This window comes from Ancylomarina sp. 16SWW S1-10-2, from assembly GCF_009669305.1.
Lineage (GTDB): Bacteria > Bacteroidota > Bacteroidia > Bacteroidales > Marinifilaceae > Ancylomarina.
Genome location: NZ_SADB01000013.1, coordinates 78,702 through 105,662, shown reverse-complemented (window position 1 = coordinate 105,662; position 26,961 = coordinate 78,702). Strand labels below are relative to the sequence as shown.

The window sequence follows — 26,961 nt, the reverse complement described above, 5'->3', positions numbered from 1 at the left end:
TTGATTTGTTTCATCTTTGTTTTGCAAAAATACTGAAAATGATAAAATTATTTGTTCGAATTATACGTGATAGAAATTTCATTCTAATACTTGCAGTAATTCTAGGCTTATCCATAGGTGATTGGGCCGAACATATTAAATCTTACACCTTCTATATTTTGGCCATTGTGATGCTCTTTTCTACCACAGGATTGAGTACAAAAGCTCTTTTCCCACTCAAAAAAATGATTCAGCCACTATTGCTAGGATCAGTACTAAACTATTTTGTTTTTGGATCTGTAATTATTAGTTTGGCTTATTTTTTAATGCCAACTCCTGAGTTGTTTTTAGGCTTTGTGGTTATAGCTGCAACACCGCCTGGCTTGGCTGTTATTCCCTTTTCACATATACTTGAGGGTGATATAAATTATGGAATTGTAGGTGTATTAGGTGCTTTTATTAGTTCTATATTTTTGGCACCAATTATTGTAGGTTTATTGAGTAATCTGGATGGAGGAATAGATTCGGGTATGCTATTTATGAATATGATAAAGTTGGTTCTATTGCCAATGATTCTGTCTCGATTATTACTTTGGAAGCCTATTAAACCGACTGTTGAGAAGGTGAGAGGTAAGGTTGTAGATTGGGGTTTTGCACTCTTAATTTTTACTGCTGTAGGTTTAAACAGACACGTTTTCTTTTCAAATTTTGATATTCTATTTCTAGTCGCCTTAGTCTTATTTCTCAGTATTTTCGGTTTGGGTTGGGTGTACGAAAAAATTACTACAATGTTGGGGGTAGATAAAAAAATAGCAATGACTCAAAATCTATTGCTCACAATTAAGAGTTCAGGTTTTGCAGTGGTAACTGCTTTGACTCTTTTTGGTAAAGAAGCAGCTATTCCTTCAGCTGTAATGGCTATATTTGTTCTGCTTTATCTACTATACCTTTCCTTTAGAATGGAGTTTAGGAAAACAAGGATAAAGTCCCGATAGCTATCGGGAAAAGGATAATAAGGCTGAGTGAAACGAAGTCCGCCTCAGGCGGAATAAAGGATATAGGAAAGTAAGAGTTAAGGTTAAAGGAATAAGTGGAGATGCGATTTATCGCGTCTGAGTGTTATAATATATAATCAAAAGATACGTTTTGAAGTTAACATTTTTAGGTACTGGAACTTCGCAAGGAGTTCCCATAATAGCGTGTAAATGTCCCGTTTGTTTATCTACTGATAAAAGAGATAAGCGTTTAAGATCATCAGTTTTAATAGAGGTTGATGGACAGAATATTGTAATAGACAGTGGTCCCGATTTTCGTTATCAAATGTTGAGAGCTAAAGTTGAAAAGCTTGATGCCATTATCTTTACACACGAGCATAAAGACCATACAGCAGGTTTGGATGATGTACGTGCCTTTAATTGGGTGAATAAAAAGGCGGTTGATATTTATGCAGAAGAACGCGTACAAGCTTCCTTGAAACAAGAGTTTGCTTATGTCTTTGCCGAATTTAGGTATCCGGGTATTCCTCAAATTAAATTGTGGACTGTTGAAAATAAACCTTTCCTCATTAAAGGAACTAAAATTACACCCATTAGAGTTAAGCATTTTAAACTCCCCGTTTATGGTTATAGAATAGGTGATTTAGCCTATATTACTGATGCTAATTATATTTCCTCTGAAGAAAAAGAGAAACTGAAAGTGCTAAAAGTTCTTGTGGTAAATGCCTTGAGAAAGGAGAAACATTTATCTCATTTTACGCTTTCGGAAGCATTAGCTTTGATCAAAGAATTAAAACCAGATGTTGCTTATTTAACTCATATTAGTCATCAACTTGGGTTTCACGAAGAGGTTTCAAAAGAATTACCAGATAATGTTTTCTTGGCTTACGATGGTTTGGAGGTTGAGGTTTAATATAGATAAAACTATAAAGAATATCTAAATTTGTTTATTATTGGAATTAGTAAAGTCAATATAAATTGAAGTGATTTTTTCTATTTCAGAGTGTTGAACAATGTTTAGAGGGAAATTTTTTTTGGATTGATTATTGGACTTAATTTTTAGTCCAGTTTTTTTTGTTGCATATCTATTTTTGATAAGGATTTTATAACGAGAATCGTACTGACTTATTAGGATCAGATAATTGGTTTGTTTTATTGATTCTTATATCTTTAAAATTGTAATATTGACTCAAATATTCAAGTGATTTAAATACCAAAATTAAATGTTAGGTATCATTAAATAAAACAATCTAAAAAAGAATCATGGGAAATCTAATTATTAATCGACTTGATTACACTCGTATAAAGGAGTGTATAATTGATGCCAAAAGAAATAAATCGATCAATGACATTGAAGCTAAAGAATTGGTTGTTGAACTAAATTCTGCTAAAATAGTAGAACCTCAAGATGTTCCTTCTAACATTGTAACAATGAATTCTATTGTTAAGTTAAGCTTTTTAGATAGTAAAAAGCAGGTTCAATTCACAATAGTTTACCCAGATGAAGCGAGTATGAAAGAGTATAGAATATCGATATTCTCACCAATTGCGACAGCATTGATTGGGTATAAAGTTGGCGATGTTGTAGAATGGCTTATACCTTCTGGTTTAACGCAATTAAGAATTGATGAGATTGTTTATCAACCTGAAGCAGCTGGTAACTTCGATTTATAAGACAAAAAACTAAGTAAACTAGATTCTTTTTACAATTAAACTGTCATTAAAACTATCTAGATTAGAGCATTGCTATAAATTAAACACCTCACCCAGTTTAAATACGCTGAGAGGGGTGTTTTGCTTTAACTCGGACTTAGTTAACTTGACGCTTGAGTTTTGTGATATATTGTAATTGAAGGTATCATAGGTAGAATTTTAAAGCCATTTCAATCGGAGTGGCTTTTTCTATTTCATTGTCCTTAAATAAGATTAAAGATAAACTACTTATTTGTGAGAAAAACGATCTGTGAAAATCAATTTATTTAACTAAAAATAGATAGCCTCTACCTCGTAAAGTCTGTATCTCAATATTTTCATCTTCGCTAAAGTAGTTACGAAGTTTTTTGATGTAAACGTCGAGGTTACGGGAGTTAAAGAAAGAATCATCGCCCCAAACTTGGAGTAAAATGTCTTTGCGTTCAACAACCTTACTTCCCATTTCGGTTAATTGCTTAAGAAGTTCACCTTCTCTATTTGAAAGGTTTATCGTTTTGGTAGGTGTTACCAATTCGTATCTATTGGGCGTGTAAGTATATGTTCCGATTTTAATTTCTTGGAGTTCTTCTCGTTCTATCGTTTTATTTACACCACTCTTATTTGAGCCATGAATCTTAATCTGGTTATTAATACGAATTACTAATTCTTCGATACTAAAAGGCTTACGCATATAATCGGTTCCTCCAGCTTCGAATCCTTTTACAAGATCAGGGGTTTCTGTTTTCGCAGTAAGAAAAATGATAGGTAAATTAGGGTATTTACTTCTAATATGTTCACATAATTGATAGCCATCAACATTGGGTAGCATAATATCTAATACACATATGTCGGGACTATATCCATGAAATTTGGACATAACTTTTGCGCCATCTTTTTCCCATATCGTTTCAAAACCTTTTAATAGCAGTGAGTCATAAACTATCTGTCCTAAATTAGGTTCGTCTTCAACATAGAGTATCTTAGTTTTTCCCATAATCATTATTACCTCAAGTGTTTTGTAATATAGGTAGAATATAAAAAAAGATTAACAGGTTGATGTTAATCTTTGCAAATTTAGAGATTTTATAAGAGTAGTTGTAAAGGCGATTTGTTTATTTTTGTTAAGCAGGGAATTTTAATGTGAATTCACAACCGCTGTCAGGCAGGTTGTTAGCTTTTATAGATCCATTGTGTTGTTTCATAACCAAAGCAGCAAAACTCAAACCTAGACCAAAACCTTTTACATTGTGTTTATCTCCAGTTGGAACTCTAAAGAAACGATCAAATACTTTTGTCAGATATTTTTTAGGTATGCCTGGTCCATCATCTACTACAGAGACGTAAATATGCAAGTCTTTTTTCCATAAACTAACCGTAATGTTGACGTCATTGCCACCATACTTCTTACTGTTTTCAATTAAATTTCGAATTACGCCTTCTATATAAACCTGATCAATGGGAATATAAATTGAGTCGGGAGTATTATTGTATTTAATATTAATTGAGTCGGCATAAAATAGTTGTACTGATTCTACTATTCGTTCAACAAAAAGATTCATTTCAGTTTCTTCTTTGTGAAGTGGATGTTGGTTGTTTTCCAATCTCGAATGTTCTAAAACTCGAGTGGTTAAATTATCCAAACGGTTCATTTCTAAAGCTACCATATTCAGGTAAGACTTTGTTTTTTCCTTGTCATCAGTAATTCCAAAATTAAGAATGGCTTCCATGGCTGCTTTCGCTGTAGCAACAGGAATTTTCAATTCATGGGTAATGTTACTTACAAAATCGGAGCGTAATAAATTTAACCTTTCTTGGGTTAGATAACTTCTGTATGCAAAGAGTAATGCAAAAAATGAAAAACCTATCAATATAAATGCAAAAATAATTTGAGGTAGAATAATAGCAATTAAGTATAAGAAATAGTTCTCGAATTGAAAAATAAGCATTTTATTTTTACGATTATGAAAGGCTACTATTTCGAGTTCTCCTTTTTTTATCCATGCTTTATTGCCAGAACGATAATCTTCAAGATTAACATCTATAATTTGTTTTTCACTTGATATTTTGAGACCTTGAAATTTCTTGTTTATGCTTTTTATATAAAGTGATTTAGATAGAACGTATATAGGTGCTTCTGTTTGTTTAAAGAGATCTAAATTAGTTCTATTGTATATTTGATATTTATAGCCAATTGTGTATAAATTATAATATTGAAAGTCTTTTTTTAAGTGTTCAGGTATTATTTGTTTATTCTCAATGGCATCAAAAAGCTCGTTGTAAAGTTTCTTATTGGCATCAATAAATTGGGTTAAATCTTCAACATAAGCTTGTTTCTGATTCGGATCTATGTCTTTGTTACCAATTTTAAGTTGATTAAAATCCAATGAATCGTTAAAATTTAAGGCGGGCTTTATCGTGCTTTGATAATATAAAATAAATTCAGCATCTTGAGTTGTGTTGTAATATAGCTGAGAGAGTTCTATTTGAAGAGTTTCCTTTTCGTTGTAATACTGACTATGTAACCAGTAAGCCACAAATGTGATCAATAAAATCATACTTAAAATCATTGGTGAAACGATTTTAAACTTCTTTCTATTTAAACGATTCTTTTGCATGTTGTAAATATACTGGCTTTCAGAATTAAACTAGCTAACGATTAAGCTTAATTACCCCCAAACCTTTTGTTATTAATTCGTAAGCGGTAGCTTTAGGTAATCTGGTGTAATGAATATTAGCTTTTGGCTAAACACATTTTTTGGAAAATAGGGAAGATCATCCCAATTAGGGATGACCTTCTTCATGAACTATGAAAATTTTATTTTTAATGAATTTTACATCATCCTATCACGATAATTCATTCCATTATACATACTATGTCTGCCCTGCATTCCCCTTCTTCTTTGATTTTTGTTATTCCCGTTTCTTAGTTTATAACTAAAGGTTAGAATATAAAATTTATTGAGTGTGTTTGTGTAATAATCAGCTGTATAAAGATCGTTAATTATATGTGATCTTTGATCTTCTTTACCTAAAATGTCGTAGGCAGTAAAGGATAGTTCACCTCGTTTGCTTTTGAATACTTTGGTTGATAAACCTAAATTTAAATGCCAAAAACTATCAACTTTATCTGTTGAAAAATTATTCTGATAATCGTTGCTAGCATTTGTTCTAAATATTAAATCCTTATAGAAATTCCAATACATATTTAGGGATGTGTTTTGTGATATGTATTCAGAACCAGAACTAGATGTATTGCTTGATTTTTGGTAATTACTTGAACTGGTAAAAGTGAAATCTATTTTTTCGTTGATGTTAGAACTAAGAGTCATTCCATGATTTATATTCCACGAATCGGTAAAGGCTTTTTTATCATTGACAAATGTTGGGTTGTGTGAAAAACTAGCTCTGGTATTGATATTGAATTTTGATTTTAACTGTTTTAGAGGAAAACTGTAGCTCATGTTTGCATTAAGCATGTATTGTCCATTTAAATTTACAGTTTCAGAAAATTGACCTCCAGCAGGAAGAAAATACAAACCATTTATAGTTGTATCTTGAGCTGCAACAAGAGTTCTTCTCCCAACAGTATTGTTTGTTGCTGTTGCCATTAAGTAAACAGCAAGGTGACTTCCTTTTTCTATGTTCGATGCAGAATAATAAGCCATTAAATAGTGAGTTCGTGACTGATCTAATTCTGAATTTCCTTTAGAAATATAGAGTGGGTTCGAAACGTCTACGACTTCTTGTAAATCACTTACAGAAGGGGTCGAGGTTCTTGAGCTGTAGTTTAAATTAATTCGCTTTTGATTATCCAAATTTAATGAATATCTCAAATAAGGTTTGAATGCGTAGAAGTCTTTGTCAAAGTCACTTTGCTTAGGGTAAGATTCTTCATTTTTTAAACTTGTTAATTCTAGATCAGCTCCTAGACTAAAACTGTGTTTTTTGCCTCGTATATTATATGAGAAACGGCCTGCATTCTTAATTGTCGAATTCTCAAATTGATTACTGGTTAGCTCATCTAACTCACTATATGTCTCATCTGTTTCATTATAATTGTATCCATATTTATCAGATTCTTGTTCGTTGTAATTGAATCGGTACCCAATACTTGCAAAGCCTTTTTCACCAATAGGTTCATTATAAGTTAAGCCTCCATTAATCCCCATGTTTTTTGATTCCGAATCGGAAATACGGTTTATACTTTGACTAACATCATTGCTATCGTTTAGTGTTTCGGATAGTTGCTCATCATCAGATTCATTATTTGAATGACTAAAACCTGCATTTAGGCTTAGCGAACGTCCTTTTTTGTTTAATGCTCGGGAGTAGTTTATGCTTTGGTTAATATTATATTTTTTGTTTGTTGATGAATTTTGGTTGGTGTTTGAGTTCAAGAGGCCATCATTAAGTAAGGTATTTGAAATTGAATTAGAACTAGATCCTCCATCAGATGTTGAAAACATTGTATTCGACATCAGTCTGTTTTTCTTATTTGAATTTAATGATATTCTTAAATTAATATTGTGCTCGTCATTGTCATTGTTTGATGTGCTAGTTGAATTTTGAACTTGTCCTGTAAGTACTTCAGAAGTATAGGTTTTTACATTACTACTTGTATTCTCATTTTCTCTATTCCCATATTCGTAACTAAACTCTATATCATTATCATTTTTAGAATTTACGACATTAATACCGAAGGAATCGTCTTGAATGTCATTTCCATCTATACTACTAGTACCAAACCTTCTGTTACTTAATTTTAATGGTGCATTAACATCTCTCGATTTGGCAGTAAGTGTAATGCTGTTATCGTCAGAAAAACTATTCAGATTACCATCAAAACCGTACCTGTTATCTTTACCATATCCTGCAGCTACGTCACCAAATAAAAGTCGTTTGCTTTTTTTGTTCGTAACAATGTTTATCGTTTTCTTATCGTCTTCATTATTTTTTACACCCGTAAATTTTTCGTCATCACTTTTATATTCATATACTTCTATGTTTTTAATTACATCGTTGGGGATTGTTTCTAAAGCTTGGCTCATATTATTCCCAAAAAAACGTTTCCCATCTACCAAAATCTCAGCAACAACTTGTCCTTCCACAACTAATTTACCATCTGTTTCGTAAAACCCTGGCATTTTAGCTATAAGTTCTCCCGCACTTGCATCAGGATTTACCTTAAATGCATTGGGATTAAAAACGGTAGTGTCACCTTTAATCTTAGTAGGTGGGAGTGTTTCTATTATGCTAATTTCTTGTAATAACTCAGAGTTTTCAACTAGTTTTAAAGAACCTAAATCGACAGATTCTTGTCCTATTGATATTGGTTTTATACTGCTTTTATATCCAATAAAAGAAACCTGAAAATTGTATTGCCCTGGCTTAACTTTAATGTTAAAATCTCCATTTTCATTTGTAATTGTACCTGTTTTTTGAATTGTATCCTTTTTATTTGTTAGGATAACGGTTGCTCCTGGTAAAGAGAATTCTTTTTGAGAATCTAAGATCTTCCCTTTTAAGGTGTAGCTCTTTTGGGCAAAGAGGGAAAGACTAGATATTATAAAAAATATGCTTATGAGAATTTTATACATGTTGTTTTTTTTAATTCAGTTCAAATATAGGTGCTTTACCCACTATGTTATCTGATTTTAAGTGAATCAAGGTTAATCAAGGTTAATTGGAGGAAATGGAATTTTTAAGTTAAGGTGTTGTGTTCCTGTAGTTAGTGCTGCTTTTGTGAGTTCTTTTTTGTTAAGGGTTGTTAAGAAAGAGATGGAAACTATAGCCATGATTACAGTTTTTTTGATACAAATAGTCGTCTAAAAAATAAATTATTTGGGCTTATAGATTAGGTTGATTATATAACTATTATAAAAAAAAAGTTTTTAATAAGTCGACAGAAGGCCGATGTAAACACAGTTTAAACTTGAGTGCATTCGAAAAACAAGAGTGGGGTAATATTAATGGGGAGGTTTCCTATGATAGAATGTTAGATGAATCTTCTACATATGCTTTTAATTGTAGTGGAGAAATGAATATAGACTTACGTAAAAGGCTTTTAGTTCAAACTAAATGGAAATTATAATTAAGGAGACAAGATTTATAAAATAAAATTTTAAAGCCATTCTTCGGGGTGGCTTTTTTGGATTTCTATTCTTTTCTTATATATTTGTTTTTCGCATTCACCCTAATCTAACCTAGTGTCCAATCCCCAAATAGATATACGTAAGATCGATTTTAAAGCTGTTTTTGAAAGCTACTTCCCTTCACTTTGTGTGTTTGCGACTCGCTTTGTTCACGATGAAGATTTGTCTAAAGATCTGGTTCAAGATGTTTTCGTTCGTATTTGGAATTCAAAAACAAAATTCGAATCTGAGAAATCAATGCGAGTCTATTTTTATATTGCTACAAAAAATATCTGCTTCGATTACCTTAAAAAAGAAAAAAACAGAAAGATATCTCTCGATGTCGATCCTAATACACAAGAATTAGCTGATGATGATTTCTATGTGAACGAAGTGATTCGTGAGGAAACCTATCGAATGTTATCTCATTTTATAGAACAACTTCCTGAAAAAGCACGCGATGTGATGCGTCTCAACCTGAAAGGCTTGTCAAATTCCGAAATTTGTGATGAGCTAGATGTATCCATAAATACAGTTAAGACACATAAGAGGCTTGCTTTTAATAGACTACGTGAAATGTTTGGTAAAGAATATGCCATTTTCATTCTTGTTGAGTTTTATGAGTTCCTATCTTAAATTTGTATTTTAATCTATCTAGTCACTCTTTATTTAAGTCCTTTATTTTCTGAATATTACTATATCAGAAAATAATCTCTATTTTCTTCACCCCACTTCTATTTATCGTCGTCTGTATTATAAAGTCGTAAGAATTTTACTGCTTATACTATAGATATGATTAAAGAGAAAATAAATAAAGCATTAAGAATCAGTTATCTTCTAGCTTCTTCATTTGTTAGTGATTTGAATGAGAATGATAGAGTTGAGTTAGATCTTTGGTTGAATAAGAAAGACGAAAATAGCAAACTTAGGAATGAGATTCTTGATCAGAATGCCTTTGAGCAGCGAGCTCAGCAGATTGATAGAATTGATATGCCTAAAGAATGGAATAGATTCCAAACTCAAATTAAGCCAGTAACTGTTTCTCTTCAGAACAGACTGACACAGATCCTGAAATATGCAGCTGTTATTGTTCTTCCTATTGGAATTGCGCTTTTCATTTTATTGAATCATGAATCTTATGTTCCTCAGTTGGCAAACTTGCCAATAGAAATAGCACCTGGTGTTAAAAAAGCACAATTGGTTTTAAGTACAGGTGAGCGATTTGAGCTTTCTGATAGTACTCTCAATATTTCAAATAAACAGGAAGGTGTTGAAATTAAGAATCAGGATAGCCGCCTGAATTATTCAGCAACCGATGGACAGTTAACACAGAAAGCGAAATACAATACCCTAATAGTAGGTAGAGGAGAAGAGTATCAGTTGGCATTGGCCGATGGTACACAGGTTTGGTTGAATTCGGAATCAAGTTTGAGATACCCTGTTAAATTTACAGGTAAGAATCGACGAGTTGAATTGAGTGGTGAAGCCTATTTTGAAGTTACTCACAATGCTAAGAAACCTTTCATCGTTAATACACAGGAAATGAATATTGAAGTTTTAGGAACTTCTTTTAATGTATCAGCTTATGCAGATGATGCGACTGTGCACGCTACTCTTGTTGAAGGAAAAGTGAGAGTTCACAATAATGTAGGTGTAGTCAAAAAGGAAATATTAAGACCTAACCAGCAGTTTGTATTTAGTAAAAATGATAATAGTACTCGTGTGAATGAAGTTAATGCAAGTTTTTATTCAGCTTGGAAAAATGGTGTTTTTACATTTGAAGATGAATCTTTGACTTCTATTATGAGGAAGATGGAACGTTGGTATGATATTCATGTTTTTTTCCAAGGGCAGGACATACAAAGATTAAAATTCTCTGGAAAAATCCCAAAATTTAATACTTGTAACGATGTGCTTGAGATGATTGGTAAAACAACCCATATCAATTTTAAGGTAAGTAAAAATAAGAATGTGATTATTCGGATGGCAAAAAAAGAAGAATAAAAAAAACCGGAATGTAGTACCAGTACATTCCGGGGATATTTAGAGATGCATCCATAAGGATGTTGTGTTAACCCTAAACTTTTCAAATTTATGAAAAAAAATCATCATTATCGAATTCCCATAAATTTTGGGATTCGGAGGAAATGGCTATTAATTATGAAGAATTTTCTAATCCTATTTCTGGTCTTTAATTTGAGTCTGAGTGCTAGTGTTATATCCCAAACACGAGTTGCACTTAATTTAAAGAATGCTAGTTTCAAAGAGTTGATTAAAGAAATTGAAGCGAAAACGGAACTTGGTTTTGTCTATAATTTAGATGAAATTAAAGATGTTGAGCCAATTAGTTTAGCTGTTAATGATATGTCAGTCGAAGATATTCTAGATTCTGCACTCGTAGATTCTGGTTTGGAATATGAGATTGACAGAAATGTTATTATCATTAAACCTAAGCAGTTTGTTCCTCTACAAAAAAAACAACAAAAGAAAAAGGAACTGAAAGGAGTAGTTACAGATGATGAAGGGAATACTTTACCAGGTGTAACTGTTTTTGAAAAGATCACTAAAACAGGTACTTCTACTGATTTTGAGGGTAAATATCGAATTAGTGTTCTAGAAGATTCGCCAACTTTGATATTTTCATTTATTGGAATGAAAACGAAAGAAGTTAATCTGGGTGAATCAAGTCAATACAATGTTGTTTTAGAAAGTGATAATTCTCAAATTGGAGAAGTTGTTGTCACAGGTATTTTCAATCGACATGCAGAAAGTTTTACTGGGTCAGTTGTAACTGTTAAATCAGAAGAGTTGAAAAGAGTTTCTAATTCTAATGTATTTGAAAGTATCAAGAATTTAGATCCATCTTTAAATATAGGAACTAACCTTGATCTTGGATCAGATCCTAATAGAGTCCCCGATATTCAATTGAGAGGTACATCTACTTTTCCTGCAGGTGATTCTGGCGATTTAAGAAGTTCTTTCCAAGACTCGCCAAACCAACCCTTATTTATTCTTGACGGGTTTGAAGCTAGTGCCACATTTATTTTTGATATGGAAATGGAGCGGGTAAGTAGTATCACTGTATTAAAAGATGCTTCAGCGAAAGCAATTTATGGATCAAAAGCTGCAAATGGAGTCGTAGTTATTGAAACGAAGAAACCTGAATCTGGAACAATGATAGTGAGATACTCAGGTAGCGTAAATATACAAGCACCAGATTTATCATCATATAATCTTTGTGATGCGCTTGAAAAGCTTGAAGTTGAGCGTATAGCAGGAGATTATGATCATGCGCAGATAGGACAGAAATTAATATATGAAAATTTGTATAACCAGCGTTTGAAAAAATCACTCGAGGGAGATGATACTGATTGGTTATCAAAACCAACACAGGTGGGAGTTGGAACGAAACATGTCTTGTCGGTTGAGCTTGGAGAGAAAATGACGAAAATTGCTGCTAATTTGTCTTACAACAAAGTTAAAGGTGCAATGAAAGGATCTGATCGAGAAAATATTTCAGGTACTGTTAGTGTTGATTACAGACATGAAAATTTAGTATTTAGAAATATTATGACTGTACTTTCTAATAATAGTACAGATTCTCCTTATGGAAGCTTTAGTGATTATGCTAAAATGAACCCTTACTGGGATGCCTACAATGAGGATGGTACTGTGGCGACAGGTAGTGATGATCCCGATGATGCTTTGTATTACAGTAATCCTTTATACAATGCTACAATTAATACAAGTTTAACCGACTCCTATTTTCAATTTAAAAATAATTTTCAAATTGATTGGACGATAAAGGAAGGTTTAAGACTTAAGTCTCGTGTGGGAGTAACTAAATTAACAAGTGAGTCTAATCGATTTTACCCTGCTAACCATACTAAATTCGATAATTATGAAGACGAAGATCTTTTGAGAAAAGGTTCCTATCAACTAAATAATGGTAAAAAACTTAATTTCTCAGCTGATATGAACCTTTCATATTCAAAGGTTTTTAACGAGAAGCATTTTGTAATGGCCAACGTGGGGCTTGACGCAGGTACTAAAACGAGTAGTGAAATTGTAAATTATGCTGAAGGATTTCCAAGTGATCGAATGAATGATATAACCTTTGCATTGCAATACACAGAGGGAAAAACGCCATATGGTTCTGAGAGTCAGGTAAAGGAGCTTGGTTTATTGGGTGTGTTTGGTTATGCTTATGATAATCGTTTGCTAGCTGATTTTACTGTTCGTCAAAATGGATCATCCTTATATGGTGAAAATAACCGATGGGGAACATTCTATAGTGTGGGTTTAGGTTGGAATGTACATAAAGAGGCTGTTTTAGAAAATGCAACATGGCTAGATCTTTTAAAGTTACGATCCTCAATAGGTACATCAGGAAGTCAGAATTCTTCTAGCTATCAATCTTTATCAACGTATAAATATTATTTAGATCGTAGCTATGCTGGCGAATTGGGAGCCTATGTAATAGGTCTTTCTAATGATGATTTGAAATGGCAAACTAAACTTGATTTTAATGCTGGTATAGATTTACGGGTTAAGCGTGTGTCTCTAATATTTGATTATTACCAGTCGATAACTGAAAACTTAATTACCAGTTTATCAATTCCATATTCTACAGGTTTCTCTACTGTTCAAGAAAATATTGGTAAGGTTAAAAATGAGGGTATAGAATTTTCATTGAGATGGCAGATCCTGAAAAAGAAAAGTAGTTTTTTGAACTTTACTTTTGCGGGAACGACAAATAAGAATACGATTACTGATTTATCTAATGCTATGAAAGAGTTTAATGAAACTCAAGATGAGCTTGCTGCTTCGGGAGATTACGGTAAGCCAGTGTTAAGATATGTGGAAGGTGGATCGATGAATGACATTTGGGCTGTTCCATCGCTAGGAATTGATCCTGCTACTGGATTAGAAATATATGTTAAGCAGGATGGAACGAGTACTTATATATGGGATGCACTAGATCAAGTTGTATGTGGTAATTCATTGGCGAAATTTCGTGGTAATATGGGGATCAATGGTGAATTTAATGGATTCGGATTTAGTATAACATCCCGATTTTCAACTGGTGCCGATATGTATAATTCGACTTTGGTTAACAAAGTCGAGAACATAGATACTAAATACAATGTTGATCGTCGTGTTCTTGATGGAAGATGGACAACACCAGGGCAATACGCACCTTATAAAATTCTTTCACGTTATTATAATGAAAACTCTGTGCTAGTCAGTAACCCAAAGACAAAGCCAACTTCACGATTTGTTCAGCGTAAAAACGAATTAAATATTTCAGCAGTTAGTGTATATTATAATTTCAAGAAGGAGTTGGCTCAAAAGCTTTATATGAAAGATTTACGCCTTACAGCCTATATGAATGATATCCATACATTTTCCAGCATTGATGTTGAGAGAGGTACTTCTTATCCATTCTCACGAACCATATCATTCTCATTAAGAGCAACTTTTTAAATTGAACGAATATGAAAACATATATTATATACATCATTACATTTTTCTTATCAATTTTATGCGTGTCATGCGACGATTGGTTGGACGTTAGCCCTAAGGCTGAAATTGAGTCAACAGAATTATTCGAAACTGAGCAAGGGTTTCAAGATGCTTTAACGGGAGTATACATATCTTTATCAGATAATTCCTCTTATGGTAAATACTTATCCTGGCATATACTTGAAGATTTAGCACATCAATATGATGTTTCTAGTGGTAATTATGAAGGAATTCAAAATTATGATTTTGAAAATACAACTTCACTAAGCGTTATTAAGTCAATATGGTTACATCAGTATAATACCATTGCCGAAATAAACTTATTGCTTGAATCAATTGATAAGTATGGTCGTATTTTAGATACTGATTCTTTCAATGAAGTTAAAGGTCAAGCATTGGCATTAAGGGCTTATTGTCATTTTGATTTATTGCGTTTGTATGGTCATGGTAATCTTGAGAATAGAGCTGATTTAGGAGAGCGATTGACTATTCCCTATGTAACGGAATACACCAATGATATTACAGAACAAAAAAGTTATAATCAAACATTTATTTTGCTTGAAAAGGATATTGATGAAGCTTTGCAACTTTTAGATTCAGAGGCTGATAAAGTAGTAACGCATATGAACTATGATGCAGCTTTAGCATTTAAGGCGCGAGTTTGTTTATGGCAAGGTAAAAAAGTAGAAGCCTTACAGTTAGTAGAACAATTACTACCTATTGATGCTGGCTGGGCTACTAGTGAGTCAGGTGCTTATTTTGAAGACGAGGACCTGTTCCGTTTGAATGTGACGTTATTATCTGATTATATTGATGATTTTTATAGTTCGGACGTTAATCAAATATATAATAGTAATCGTTTAATACAAACTGAAGATTATGTGTTTGATATCTTCAACATTCAGGAAGGTAGCGGAGAAGGTCAAACAGATCTAAGGTATCTTCATCAGCATAAGATGGAAAGTTCTTCTGAATGGTTAACAATAAAATTGAAGCCTGCAGAGGATGCAACAACAGATACTTATTATATTCCCATGTTGAAAATTGCAGAAGTTTACCTAATTGCAATAGAGTGTTATGCTTCAGAGATTGAAGGCGGAGATCTTACAAAGGCTATTGAATATCTTAACAAGTTAAAAGAAGAGCGAAATATCATGCCTGCGTTTTTTCTTGAAGAAACATCTAGTGCTGAAGATGTTGAGGCTGCCATTTGTCAAGAGTATCGTAAAGAATTTATTCAAGAGGGACAGTTGTTTTACTTCTACAAACGAAAAGGGATGACATCATTTGCAAGGCAAACGGGTGAAGCTGCAAATGAAATGACTGATGAGAATTATGTTCTCCCTTATCCAGATATTGAGATTGAGTTTGGAAGAGTTCAAGAAATTTAATCATAAAAATGATACCAATGAAAATATTAAAATATATAGCCAATATTTTTTTCGTCATGATCATGATATGTTCATGTGACCAAGAAGAAACAATGATGTATGAAAAGGACAGAGCTGCTTTGAATTTTAGTAGTAGTTTAACACAGTATTCATTTTTAAAAACTGGTTTAGAAAGTGATACAGTAAGCATTCAATTCTCAATAAATGGTCTTAGTACCGATTATATAAGAAAAGCCAACTTTGAAATTGTAATTGATAGCACAACAGCAGTTGAAGGAGTCGATTATAGCATTGTTTCAACTAATCTATTACCAGGTGAGTTATCGGGTGAGTTAAAAGTCAAGGTTAACCAACCTACTGATGATATGACAGTGTATTTTAGAGTTACCGATGGGGAAGATTTTGAAGTAGGGATTGCTGATCGAGCTGACCATAAATTAATTCTAACAAATAAATTAACACCTCCTGTTAGATGGGGTAATGATGCTAGAGGGGCCTGGAAGTCAAAGCATTTCTTAGGTACTTATAGCACGGCTTACTATAGTTTTTTAATTTTAACAACGGGAGAAACAGAATTTCCATATCCTTGGGCAGTTCCTGGATATAATGATGGTGTGAAGTGGGCTTATTCTTATAAAACACAGTTTATAAATAAAGTAACAGATGACTTGAGGAAATATAATGAATCAATTGCGCCGGATGTATTATTGCATGACGACGGTCCTGCTATCGGACTTCCTGTGATTGTTGGACACTATTATACATTTGATTAAATAACGATATGATGAAAAATATTAATACATATATAATTTTTGCACTTATTAGTCTGGTGTTTTTTGCCTGTGATGATGATTTAAGTGAACATGCCGATATTAGATATCCTGATTTGGAGATTTATGTGGCCCCAGATTCAACGGGTATTTACTTGGGTGATTATTATTACGATCCACAGTTGATAACAGTAAATAAGGAAGACACGATTTTTTTGGATGAGGCTGCATATGCAGATTATTCATATGAATGGCGACTTAATGCCATAGCTGGTTCTTTTGATACGATATCTAATGTTATTTCAACAGAGCGTATTTTATCAACCAAACTTAATCTGTCGATACCTTCATCATATCCTTATTATTTAGTGTTAAGAGTTACAAATAAAGATGTAGGCATTATACAAACATTTGATTGGCAAATTACCGTATTAAGTAAATTCGGACAAGGTTTGTTAATTGCAGATACAGAAGATAATGGTCTTTCTTCAGATTTAAATCTTTTAATAGCAAAAGCTTATAATGAGTTTGCAGTTACAGGGGAAGATATTGTTTATCGAAATATTTATTCTGAGGCAAATGGAGAGAAGATGTCCGGACTTGTTAGTAGTCTGTCATTTATGAATAGTTATAATAATAAAGTGTTATTTGCTCTTGTTGAAGGAGAAACGCTTTACGGAATAGATAACCTTTCATACACTTTGGATGGTACAAATGCAGATTATTTCTACTTTGAGCCTGAAGTGATAAAACCTCAGTTTATTAGTTCTTATAATGGGACTATTGGTTATCTAGTGAATGATGGAATACTTCTTTCTCATGGTTCATCTTCAACATCTAAATTTAGTTATGAGGATCCGTCGATTTATAAATATAATTTTAGTAATGTATATGTCACTAAATGGGATAGAGGAAGTTATTTTAATGGACCTTGTATTGGTTATGATGAAATCGGTCATCAGTTTGTTACGATGACTACAAGTGGTGGTCTTAAAGAATTTCCTGAGCCTTCAAATACCGACGATTGGGCTTTTAATCCTAGCAATATGCCAGTAGATTTGGAATTTATATCTGGAGATCGAAATGGACCTTGGTCTGCTCCATATCTTCTAAACTTAATGAAGTCAAAAACAACAGGGCAGTTTTATGTTTATAAGATAGGCACGGATTCTTCAAAAGAAATTTATGGTGATTTCATATTTGATTTGGCTAATTGTCCTGATTTGGATCGTGCCACCGCATACGCTTTTTCTGAAACCTATGATGAGTTTTACTATGCTGTGGATAATGAATTACGTGTTGTAATTTTAAATACAGAAACACCATCGTATAGTATTTCTTACTCACTTCCTGCAGGTGAAACAATATCTCACTTATTAATTCATAAAAAGATGGATGGAAAAACAACCTGGTCAGAATCTGAAAATGAAGATGGAGAAATCGTGAGTGAATGGGTAAGTTCTATTAATAATGTTATTACAGTTGCCTCGTATAATGGTACCGAAGGATTTATAAGAACTCTTCCTATTCAGTATGGTGGTGCAGGTGGAATCGCTGCTGATGAATATGTAAATACATACGGTGGCTTTGGTAAAATTACTGCTTTAACAGAGCGTTACTAGAATTATTTATTTAGAAATAAGTGCCTGTTTTTTTACATGGCATATGAATATTGGGTGAATAGTATTTTATTCACCCAATTATTTAATAGATGTACAATTACTCTTTAAGAAATACACTAATGAAAAAATATACACTAACATTAATAATTGCTCTTATTTCATCAATAGCATTTGCGCAAGATGGAATTAAATTTACGAAGGTCAGCTGGGAAACCATACTCGAAAAGGCTCAAAATGAAAAAAAGAATATATTCCTTGATTGCTATACCTCATGGTGTGGTCCTTGTAAAAAAATGGCAGCTAATGTTTTTACTTTGAAGGAAGTTGGAGATTATTTTAATCCTAATTTTGTATCCGTACAAATGGATATGGAGAAAGGAGAAGGAGTTGAGCTTGCGGAAAAATTTAATGTAATTGCTTTTCCTACATTGATTATTTTTAATAATAAAGGGGAAGAACTTCATCGTGTTGTAGGAGCTAAATCCAAAGAACAATTATTATTAGAGGTTAAAAAAATAAAAGGAGGCAAGACTTATGCTTATTATCGTGCAAAATATGACGCTGGAAATCGGACCGAAGAATTTCTTAAAGAGTATATGGGAATTCTGAAAAGCTCATTTAGAAAAGACGAGCTTTCGAAGGTTGCAGAGGATTATTTGCTATTAATAGGTAGCGAAAAGTGGGAGAATGCAGAAAGTTGGAAAATGATAAGTTCATATTTGAATGATAAAACTGGTAATTCACCTATTATTAGATATGTTCAAAATAATAAGCATACCTATATCGATTTATATGGGCAAAAAGCGGTTACCAACAAACTCTACAAGGTGTTTGCAGGAACAGCAAAGACTTTTTCCACCGAAAAGGATGAAAAAGTTAGTGTTGATTATGATGCTTTTCGTGTGTATATATCTGAATTGCAGAAGATTAACGTAAGAAAAGTAGAACGGATGAAGATCAATGCAAATATGTATTATGCACTTGAAACTGAGAATTGGGAGACATATTTAGCTTATATCGATTATGAGATTGAGGCTATGGGTAAAAACATAAGCTCGAATGACTTGCTCTGGTTTGCTTACCAAATTGAAATTCATTGTGATGATAAAAACATCAGAAAAGAAGCATCGAAATGGTGTGAGATAGGACTAAAGGTTGTTAAAAGCGAAAGACTCAGAACAGGCTTACAAAAAAACTATAATTTGCTAATTGCAGATTAATAAAATCTGTAACTCAAGTATCTCTATTTGTGAATTAAGTTAAAAAGGATTTTTTTTTTACAAATTACAGGAGTTAGTGGTTAAAAGGCAGAATTTATAGAGAATTCTTTCTTGAGGTGTATGCCCCATTTTTATTTAAAGATTTTTGGTCGGATCTGATTTTTTAGAAATTTAAACAAATTTTCAGATTCTGTCCTTTTTTGTGTAATTAAAGGCACTTTTTTTGTGGTTTTTTCCATAAAAAAAATTGGTAAAGATATAATTAGTAAAGCGGTGAAAATGGCGAAACGTTCAGTAGTGCTTGACGCTAATTTTGCGAACATTGATACTTATGCTTGTGTTTTGAATAAGGCAGGTATGATTAAAGAAGCTAAGTTCAGGCTAAAAAGTCTATTGATCTAGCTCCTGAAAAAGAAAAGAAAGGTCTTTGGTCATCAGCATTTATCGCTGGTAACTAAACTTGAATTTTTAATATAAAGTTTAAAAACCATCCTTCGGGGTGGCTTTTGTTCTTATATGGATATCTACATAAAAAAGGCTGACTCTCATGAGTCAGCTTTTCTTGATTAATATATTGTCCCGTCCTAAAATAGTAGTATTGCAATAACGACTAATGTTTGGTAATCAACTTTTGTTGAGACCTAAATTCTCTTGGTGTACAACCCTCTAGTTTTTTAAAGGATCGGTTAAAATTTGAGATATTATTGAATCCACTTTCAAAACAAATTTCAGAAATATTTTTTTCGGTTTCGACTAGGCTTCTTGCGGCGTGTCCGATGCGGATATCTAGTAAATAATCTGAAAATGCCCTCTGTGTTCTCTTTTTAAAGAAGTGACTGAATGCTGATGATGACATATTTACCATTTCTGCGACATCAGCAATTTTAATTGGATTGTGAAGGTTGTCAATTAAATATTGATTGACCATTTTTATACGTCTACTTTTCGATGTATCGAATTGGTCCACATAAGAAGGAGAGGATAAGGTTAATTGATTTCTGGAAATCGATAGATCGTATAGAATGGACAGAAAATCTAGAAATGAATCAAATCCGCTAACATCAGATAACTTTAAGATGCGATTAGTTATATTTTGAGTGGTTTCTTCGGAGAATAAAACACCCAATTTAGATTTATTTAATAAATCTTTAATAGGTAGTGAGGCTTTCCTGTTTAGTGTTTGTTCACTAAGAATATTGGGTTGGAATTGAATAGTAATAACTCGTGCATTATCGGTGTTACCACTCCATGCGTGCGGTGTGTTAGGTCCAATTAAAACAAGATCGACGGAGTCGTAATTTTTTATTGAATCACCGATAATTCGTTTCCCTTCCGAATGAAGTACAAGGTTCAACTCATACTCAGGATGGTAGTGAATTGGAAAGTCGAATTTGGCATTTTGATGATCAAGAACAATAAAGAAATCGTGTTCTGTTAATGGCGTAATTTCGCGTACAATTCGAGTCATGACTTAATAAAGTTTGCGTTAGATGCTATTATATGATTAAAACTCTGTACAAATGTAATAAAAATTTCCTAAAAGTATAGGTTTGTATACCTTTGTAGTTGTAGTCGTACCAGTGGTTTGGTCTTGTTGTGTTTCAGTATTGTATGTCTTATCTGTATTTGTGATTCATTAAAGTATCATTAAATGACATTAAAGGTGATAGGTTATTAACCTATGAGGACTAATTTTGAAACATTGATAATAATATTAGAAACTAGAAATCTATATCTATGAAAAAAAGAAACCGGATATTGAGCTTATTAATGATGTTTTGTTGCCTTCTAATGGTAACAACTCAAGCTAATGCTCAATCTCAAAGTGTAAATGGAGTAGTCTCTGATGTAAACGGAGTAAGTATTCCTGGAGTAAGTGTAGTTGAAAAAGGTACACAGAATGGAACCGTTACAAATATTGACGGTGTTTTTGAAATACAAGTTGCATCACCTAATGCAATCGTTGTATATTCATTTATTGGTTTTAAGACAATCGAAGTTCCGGTTGATTTAACCAAGAAAATGATGATTACTCTTGAAGAAAACCTTTTAGGTTTGGATGAAGTTGTAGTTATCGGTTATGGATCGGTTCAAAAGAGTGATGTCACAGGTGCTGTATCTTCTGTAAAAATGAAGGATATATCATTGAGTCCATCTAACTCGGTAGATGGTCTTTTGCAAGGGCGAAGCGCAGGTGTGCAGGTTGTCTCTTCATCAGACGATCCAGGTGCAGGTTCTACAATTCGGATTCGTGGAGGTAGTTCATATCGAAGTGGTAATGAGCCCCTAGTTGTTGTTGATGGTTTTCCAATCGGAAATGCCGGTGATATCAAACAAATTTCTCCTAGCGATATTGAATCGATGGAGATATTGAAAGATGCTTCTTCTACTGCTATTTATGGTTCTCGAGGAGCAAATGGTGTTATCATGATTACGACTAAAAAAGGAGCGAAAAATACAACTGAAGTTACAATTTCTCAGCAAAATACAATATCAGAGTTTACTTCTGATTTGAACTTATGGCGTGATCCAGTGTTAATGGCAGAGCTAAATAATGAGAAACGAGTTAATGGTGGTTTTGTTCCATTGTATATCGGAGCTAATGATCCTAATGGCGTTTATTACCCATCTGTAGGAGAGTTGAAAGATGGATCTTGGAAATATAATACGCGTTGGGATGATGTTGTATTTCGTAATCCGATTTCGAATAATACCAATATTGCTATTCGTAGCCAAAATGAAAAAACTCAATTTAGTTTGAGTACAACTTATTTTACGGATGAAGGGGTATATATCGATGATAATTATAAAAAGTTGAATACCAACTTAAATATAGTTCATAAGGCATACGATAAACTTACTGTTGGAACCAATGTCCTTTTTACAAAAGGAGAAAGAAATAATAACGGTGGTTTAGCTTATTATAGAAATCCTATTTTCCCTGTTTATAACGATGGTGATGCCTCAAAAGGTTATTATATGGTTGGGACTCAGGATTATTCACATCCTATTGCTTTAACTGATAATAAATCTAATAAGAATGAATTTTTGGACTTCTTAGGAACAGCTTTTGCTGAAGCTCAATTGTTACCTTCTTTAAAATTGAAATCTCAGATAAATTATAAGTTCAGTCGTTCAATAACAGATTTTTATAATCCAAATCTTTATACTGAAGATGGAACTTTTAATAATGGCGCAGGAGGTATTGATAATTCGGAAAGTAGTGAGACTATTTCTGAGTCATTCTTAACTTTTGATAAAACGCTTAATGAAGTGCATAAGATAAATGCTATGGCTGGTTTTTCATATCGTTATAAAAAGAATCAGACTTCAAATTTGAGAGCATACGATTTCTTGAACGAATCTTTAGGTAGTGGTAATCTTTCTGGCGGTAGTCCAGAAAAACAATCTGTTGATAATAGTTTGAGTGAAGAAGTAATGTATTCATACATGGGACGTTTAAACTATGTATACGATAGTAAATATTTAGCAACCGTTACTATGCGTGCCGATGCTTCTTCAAAATTTGGTGAAAATAACAAATGGGGATATTTCCCATCTGGAGCGTTGGGATGGAAAATGCATCACGAAGATTTCATTAAAGATTTAAATGTATTTGATGAATTAAAACTTCGTACTAGTTTTGGTATTTCTGGTAATCAGGAACCTATTGGAGCTTATCTAATCAACAGCCAATACGGACAAGATCAATACTATGTAAATGGTGGATGGCAAACAGCAATCGGTCCTGGTTATATTGGACGATGGGATGAGCAAACTGGTAAAAAATTATGGTCTGGAATTCCTAATCCTGATTTAAAATGGGAAACAACGGAACAATTTAATGTTGGTCTTGATATGGCATTTTTTGGCAGACGCTTACGTGTAATCGCTGATTATTATAACAAGCATACTAATGACTTATTGCGTGAACGTTACTTATCTCCTTCATCAGCTTATGACCTAGTCTATGTTAATGGTGGTGAAATTAAAAATGAGGGTATTGAATTAACTTTTGATGCTGACATTATAAACAAGAACGATTGGAAAGTTTCAGGAACTTTGATTTTTTCTAAAAATAAAAATGAAGTTGTTAGTCTAGGTAATGAGTTGGCTTTTGGATTAAATACTGATCCTAATACAGGAATGCAATACGAATTTAATGCATCTACAATAGAAGCTTTTCGTGCAAAACCAAACATTTTGGGTATTGGAGAAGCTGTTAATGTTTTCTATGGTTACAAAGTAGATGGTATTATTCAAAATAATCAAGAAGGATTAGCTGCAGGATTAACAGGAAAAGATGCCGAAGCAGGAGAATTTAAATATGTTGATATCAATGAAGATGGAGTAATTGATAGTAAAGATCGAACTATCATTGGTGATCCAAATCCTGATTTTACAGCTAGTTTAAGCTTGCAGGTGAGTTACAAGAACTTTGATTTGGCCATGTTATTTAATGGAAGTTTTGGTCAAGATATTTTTAATACCAAAGCTTTTAGTGAGCCAAGTAATGAACCTCTGCGTTGGACACCAGATAATCCAACTAATAAATATCCTAGTCTACGAGATGGTCGTAACCTACAAATGTCTGACTGGTTTGTTCAGGATGGAAGTTACGTGCGATTACAAAATGTTTCTTTAGGATATAATATTCCAAATTTAGGAATCTCATGGTTTAAGCGTGGACGCATTTATATGAATGCAACCAACCTATTTACTATTACTAATTTCGATGGATATGATCCTGAAGTAGGAAGCGATGGAATCTATTGGGGAGGTTATCCAAAATTGAGAAAATGGACATTGGGTGTTGAATTAACATTCTAATTCAATATCACAATAAACATTTACAATATTAAAAAGAATAGAATATGAGAAATTTAAATAAAATAGCATTGGGATTTGCTTTCGCAGTGGGGTTTGCTTCTTGCGAGAGCTTAGAAGTGGAGCCTACAGGGTTTTATTCTGAGGCTAATTTCTATACGACAGTTGAAGATGCTGAAGCATCACTATTATATGCTTATGATGCTTTAACTTTAGTTAGTTATGCACCTATTAACTACTATTTGTGTGAATTAGCTTCAGATAACTGTATCGCAAAATCAGATGAAGGTGCGGATGCTCAGGCATTTGTAAATTGGGAAGTAACATCTCAAAACGAACTATTAACGCAATATTACCGTTGTGCTTACATTGCTGTGAATAGAGCAAATGCGGTTATTGAGAATGTTGAAGGAAGAGGATTTGATGAAAAGGAAGAAAAACGTCTTTTAGGTGAAGCTTATTTTCTTCGTGCATACAACCACTTTAATGTAGTTAGAGCTTTTGGTTTAGTACCCTTGCAAACATCGTTAATCGATAAAATGGATGAAACGACAAGCAGTTTGCCTGAAAATATGCAGGAAGTTTATTCATTTTTAATTGATGACTTAACGAAAGCTGTTGATTATTTAGAAGTAAATCGTGTAACTGGTCGTGCTGATAAAGTAGCTGCTCAAGCTCTTTTGGCAGATGTTTATCTGTTTGCTGCTTCGGCAAAAGAGAGTGGTGTTCCAAAGTACGATGCCATTACCGAGAGTGTAGAAAATCTTTATGCTAAAGCTGCAGAATTTTCTGGGAATGTTTTAAATGATCAGTCTGAATATTCACACGATAGTGACTTGCAAAATATTTACGATGTGAATAGTCCTGATGGTCCTGAGCACATTTTCATCTTGTCGATGGATCGTTCAGGAACTGCGGAAGGTGATTATTCAAAACTTTCGAAATATTTTATTCCTTATGTTGCTGGAGGTACTATGTATCTAAAAAATACTGATGGTTCCTTTTCTCCAACTCATGATGGTTGGAGCGTATTCCAAACAACCAATACGCTGATTTCAAATTATGAGCTAACTGATAAACGTCGTACAGATTTGTTTGTGTCTGAAGTTTATGACGAAAATAACAATTCGACAGGTACAGTTAGTGATGGAACGATTCCTTACGAATTTACTCGTAAATATATCGATCCTGATTTTGCAGGTGATAAAACTAGCACACGTCCTTATTTGATTCGTTACTCTGAAGTACAGTTGGCTTATGCTGAGGCGACTGCAAACGCTTCGGGTTTGGAACAATACAATGATATTCGTCGTCGTGCAGGAGTAAGTGAATTGGCAGATTTATCTGGTTTAACCAAGGATGAGTTTCGCACATTAGTCGTTGAAGAACGTCAGCGAGAATTATCATATGAAGGCGATCGCCTTTGGGATTTAAGACGTAAAAATATTGTACAGGAAAAAGTAACTCAAGCCGCAGGTCTTTCGCCTGAACAAGTTGCTTTTTATCCAATCCCACAACGTGAACTCGATTTGAATCCTAACATCAATTAAAAAGAACGCAATGAATAAATTACTAAATATATTTTTGATAGTGCTGGTAGCAAGTATGGCTGCCTGTACTTCCGATCCTCTTGAAGACTTAGATGGAAATGGTTGGAAGAAGGAACGTAATGTAGTTTCTGTTTTGTTAGAAGGACAGATTGGAACAGCAATTATTGAGCGTGAGGCTGATGATGCTAAAATTACATTAACTGCTAATTTGGCAAGTATCACCGATATTTCTAAGGTAGAGATTGAGGGTATTGAGTTTTCTTATGGTGCAACTTCTTCAAGTTTAGCGGGTACAACTTTAGATTTTACAAGTGGATCTACATCTATATCAGTGGTATCTGGTGCAGGAGAAACGCTTGATTGGAAAGTTGTTCTAAATCCATTTATTAACGAAATAGAAGGTAGTTGGACAATCTCAAGTTATTACATCAAATGGGATGATGGAAATGGATGGGGAAATGCTGGTGGAAGTGAACTTAATTCGCTATTGGCTGCATCAACACCTGGTCTTGATGATATTATAACTTTTGGTCCTGTTGAAGGTGCTGATGATGAAGGTCGGGTTTATGGAAACTTTGAACGTACCACTGGTGCAGATGGTGAAGTAGCTTCATTTATTTATGAGCGAACAAATGAGGATTGGACTAGTAGATTTAATCAAATACCTGTTGGATCAGGTGAATGGTTGTTGAACAAAGATAATTCAATTACAATTACTGTTGATGGTATGTCATATACGACTCTAATATTTGAAAAAACTGATGATTCAAATCTGAAGTTGCCATTAGCTCCAGGAGCTCCAGATTCAGGTAAAATTAACTGGGATGATTACTACGGAGACCACACAAATAAATTTTGTGTTACTACTGAATTATACTATGAGCTCGTAAAGTAATAGAGAATTATTCAACCCGGTAAACATGTTTGAAATAAATCATGATAAGCTTATTGGGTTTTAGTTAAAAAAAAGGCAGATGAACTTATTCGTTCATCTGCCTATATTCAAATTTTAATAAAGAAAGTTATCAAAAAATCATTCTGAAGTAAGGGGTGATTGGATACTTGTTGACTGAAACAAATGAGGTGAACCTTATAGCTGTTTTACCATATTTGAATTGTTTTTTTTAGTTGGTATGATACAGACTGGGCTTCTGAAGAATTGGCACACATGTCGAATTCAATGGAGCAATTACTGACTAAGTAGTGAAAGTTATAAATATGATTAACTACATATTTATTATTGCAGATTAAAAGATAT

20 protein-coding genes are annotated in these 26,961 nt (G+C 33.3%); 15 read left to right on the top strand and 5 right to left on the bottom strand.

Going from position 1 to position 26,961, the window contains the following annotated elements:
- Positions 1–38 precede the first annotated feature (38 nt).
- The 3 genes from EMN46_RS12385 to rnk all read left to right on the top strand — a co-directional run bounded on the left by EMN46_RS12385 (position 39) and on the right by rnk (position 2,648).
- Positions 39–974 carry a bile acid:sodium symporter family protein gene (locus EMN46_RS12385; RefSeq protein WP_154201128.1) on the top strand — a complete coding sequence of 312 codons (936 nt, stop codon included), beginning with the start codon at positions 39–41 and terminating at the stop codon, positions 972–974.
- A 151-nt stretch (positions 975–1,125) separates the two neighbouring features.
- Positions 1,126–1,887, top strand: coding sequence for an MBL fold metallo-hydrolase (locus EMN46_RS12380; RefSeq protein ID WP_154201127.1), 762 nt, complete (start codon positions 1,126–1,128; stop codon positions 1,885–1,887).
- Positions 1,888–2,237: 350 nt separating this feature from the next.
- Complete coding sequence (gene rnk, locus EMN46_RS12375; protein WP_154201126.1) at positions 2,238–2,648, top strand: nucleoside diphosphate kinase regulator; 411 nt, start codon at positions 2,238–2,240, stop codon at positions 2,646–2,648.
- A 301-nt stretch (positions 2,649–2,949) separates the two neighbouring features.
- Here the strand turns inward: rnk and EMN46_RS12370 are convergent, their stop codons facing one another.
- From EMN46_RS12370 to EMN46_RS20250, 4 genes are all read right to left on the bottom strand, one after another.
- A complete protein-coding gene (locus EMN46_RS12370) occupies positions 2,950–3,666 on the bottom strand; it encodes a response regulator transcription factor (RefSeq protein WP_229130355.1) in 717 nt (238 codons plus the stop codon).
- A 121-nt stretch (positions 3,667–3,787) separates the two neighbouring features.
- Positions 3,788–5,281, bottom strand: a complete 1,494-nt coding sequence (locus EMN46_RS12365) for a cell wall metabolism sensor histidine kinase WalK (RefSeq protein ID WP_154201124.1) — start codon at positions 5,279–5,281, stop codon at positions 3,788–3,790.
- Positions 5,282–5,497: 216 nt separating this feature from the next.
- A complete protein-coding gene (locus tag EMN46_RS12360) occupies positions 5,498–8,263 on the bottom strand; it encodes an outer membrane beta-barrel protein (RefSeq protein WP_154201123.1) in 2,766 nt (921 codons plus the stop codon).
- A 72-nt stretch (positions 8,264–8,335) separates the two neighbouring features.
- The gene (locus EMN46_RS20250; protein WP_255447788.1) at positions 8,336–8,461 is read right to left on the bottom strand and encodes a hypothetical protein; all 126 of its coding nucleotides are present in this window, start codon (positions 8,459–8,461) and stop codon (positions 8,336–8,338) included.
- Positions 8,462–8,598: 137 nt separating this feature from the next.
- Between EMN46_RS20250 and EMN46_RS12355 the strand changes: the two genes are divergently transcribed.
- The 9 genes from EMN46_RS12355 to EMN46_RS20245 all read left to right on the top strand — a co-directional run bounded on the left by EMN46_RS12355 (position 8,599) and on the right by EMN46_RS20245 (position 19,728).
- Complete coding sequence (locus tag EMN46_RS12355; protein WP_154201122.1) at positions 8,599–8,757, top strand: hypothetical protein; 159 nt, start codon at positions 8,599–8,601, stop codon at positions 8,755–8,757.
- Between the two features lie 115 nt (positions 8,758–8,872).
- The gene (locus EMN46_RS12350; RefSeq protein WP_154201121.1) at positions 8,873–9,433 is read left to right on the top strand and encodes an RNA polymerase sigma-70 factor; all 561 of its coding nucleotides are present in this window, start codon (positions 8,873–8,875) and stop codon (positions 9,431–9,433) included.
- Between the two features lie 156 nt (positions 9,434–9,589).
- Positions 9,590–10,801, top strand: a complete 1,212-nt coding sequence (locus tag EMN46_RS12345; RefSeq protein ID WP_154201120.1) for a FecR family protein — start codon at positions 9,590–9,592, stop codon at positions 10,799–10,801.
- A 156-nt stretch (positions 10,802–10,957) separates the two neighbouring features.
- Positions 10,958–14,284 (top strand): SusC/RagA family TonB-linked outer membrane protein, encoded by a 3,327-nt coding sequence (locus EMN46_RS12340; protein WP_195715260.1) that lies wholly within the window; start codon positions 10,958–10,960, stop codon positions 14,282–14,284.
- Between the two features lie 11 nt (positions 14,285–14,295).
- On the top strand, positions 14,296–15,714 hold the full coding sequence (locus EMN46_RS12335; RefSeq protein ID WP_154201118.1) for a RagB/SusD family nutrient uptake outer membrane protein: 1,419 nt from the start codon (positions 14,296–14,298) through the stop codon (positions 15,712–15,714).
- A 17-nt stretch (positions 15,715–15,731) separates the two neighbouring features.
- Positions 15,732–16,487: a DUF4843 domain-containing protein gene (locus EMN46_RS12330; protein WP_195715259.1), complete on the top strand. Its 756-nt coding sequence runs from the start codon at positions 15,732–15,734 to the stop codon at positions 16,485–16,487.
- 11 nt (positions 16,488–16,498) lie between these two features.
- Positions 16,499–18,106 carry a hypothetical protein gene (locus EMN46_RS12325; protein WP_154201116.1) on the top strand — a complete coding sequence of 536 codons (1,608 nt, stop codon included), beginning with the start codon at positions 16,499–16,501 and terminating at the stop codon, positions 18,104–18,106.
- Between the two features lie 119 nt (positions 18,107–18,225).
- Positions 18,226–19,326 (top strand): thioredoxin family protein, encoded by a 1,101-nt coding sequence (locus tag EMN46_RS12320; protein WP_195715258.1) that lies wholly within the window; start codon positions 18,226–18,228, stop codon positions 19,324–19,326.
- 279 nt (positions 19,327–19,605) lie between these two features.
- The gene (locus EMN46_RS20245) at positions 19,606–19,728 is read left to right on the top strand and encodes a hypothetical protein (RefSeq protein WP_255447787.1); all 123 of its coding nucleotides are present in this window, start codon (positions 19,606–19,608) and stop codon (positions 19,726–19,728) included.
- A gap of 208 nt (positions 19,729–19,936) precedes the next feature.
- On the opposite strand, the gene EMN46_RS12315 is transcribed toward EMN46_RS20245, so the two are convergent.
- Positions 19,937–20,794 carry an AraC family transcriptional regulator gene (locus EMN46_RS12315; RefSeq protein WP_154201114.1) on the bottom strand — a complete coding sequence of 286 codons (858 nt, stop codon included), beginning with the start codon at positions 20,792–20,794 and terminating at the stop codon, positions 19,937–19,939.
- 269 nt (positions 20,795–21,063) lie between these two features.
- Here EMN46_RS12315 and EMN46_RS12310 point away from each other — a divergent pair, with 269 nt between their 5' ends.
- From EMN46_RS12310 to EMN46_RS12300, 3 genes are read left to right on the top strand one after another with little or no spacing between them, the layout of a single operon-like run.
- Positions 21,064–24,156, top strand: a complete 3,093-nt coding sequence (locus EMN46_RS12310) for a TonB-dependent receptor (RefSeq protein WP_154201113.1) — start codon at positions 21,064–21,066, stop codon at positions 24,154–24,156.
- A 44-nt stretch (positions 24,157–24,200) separates the two neighbouring features.
- Positions 24,201–25,703, top strand: a complete 1,503-nt coding sequence (locus EMN46_RS12305; RefSeq protein ID WP_154201112.1) for a RagB/SusD family nutrient uptake outer membrane protein — start codon at positions 24,201–24,203, stop codon at positions 25,701–25,703.
- Between the two features lie 10 nt (positions 25,704–25,713).
- Positions 25,714–26,598: a hypothetical protein gene (locus tag EMN46_RS12300; RefSeq protein WP_154201111.1), complete on the top strand. Its 885-nt coding sequence runs from the start codon at positions 25,714–25,716 to the stop codon at positions 26,596–26,598.
- Positions 26,599–26,961 lie beyond the last annotated feature (363 nt).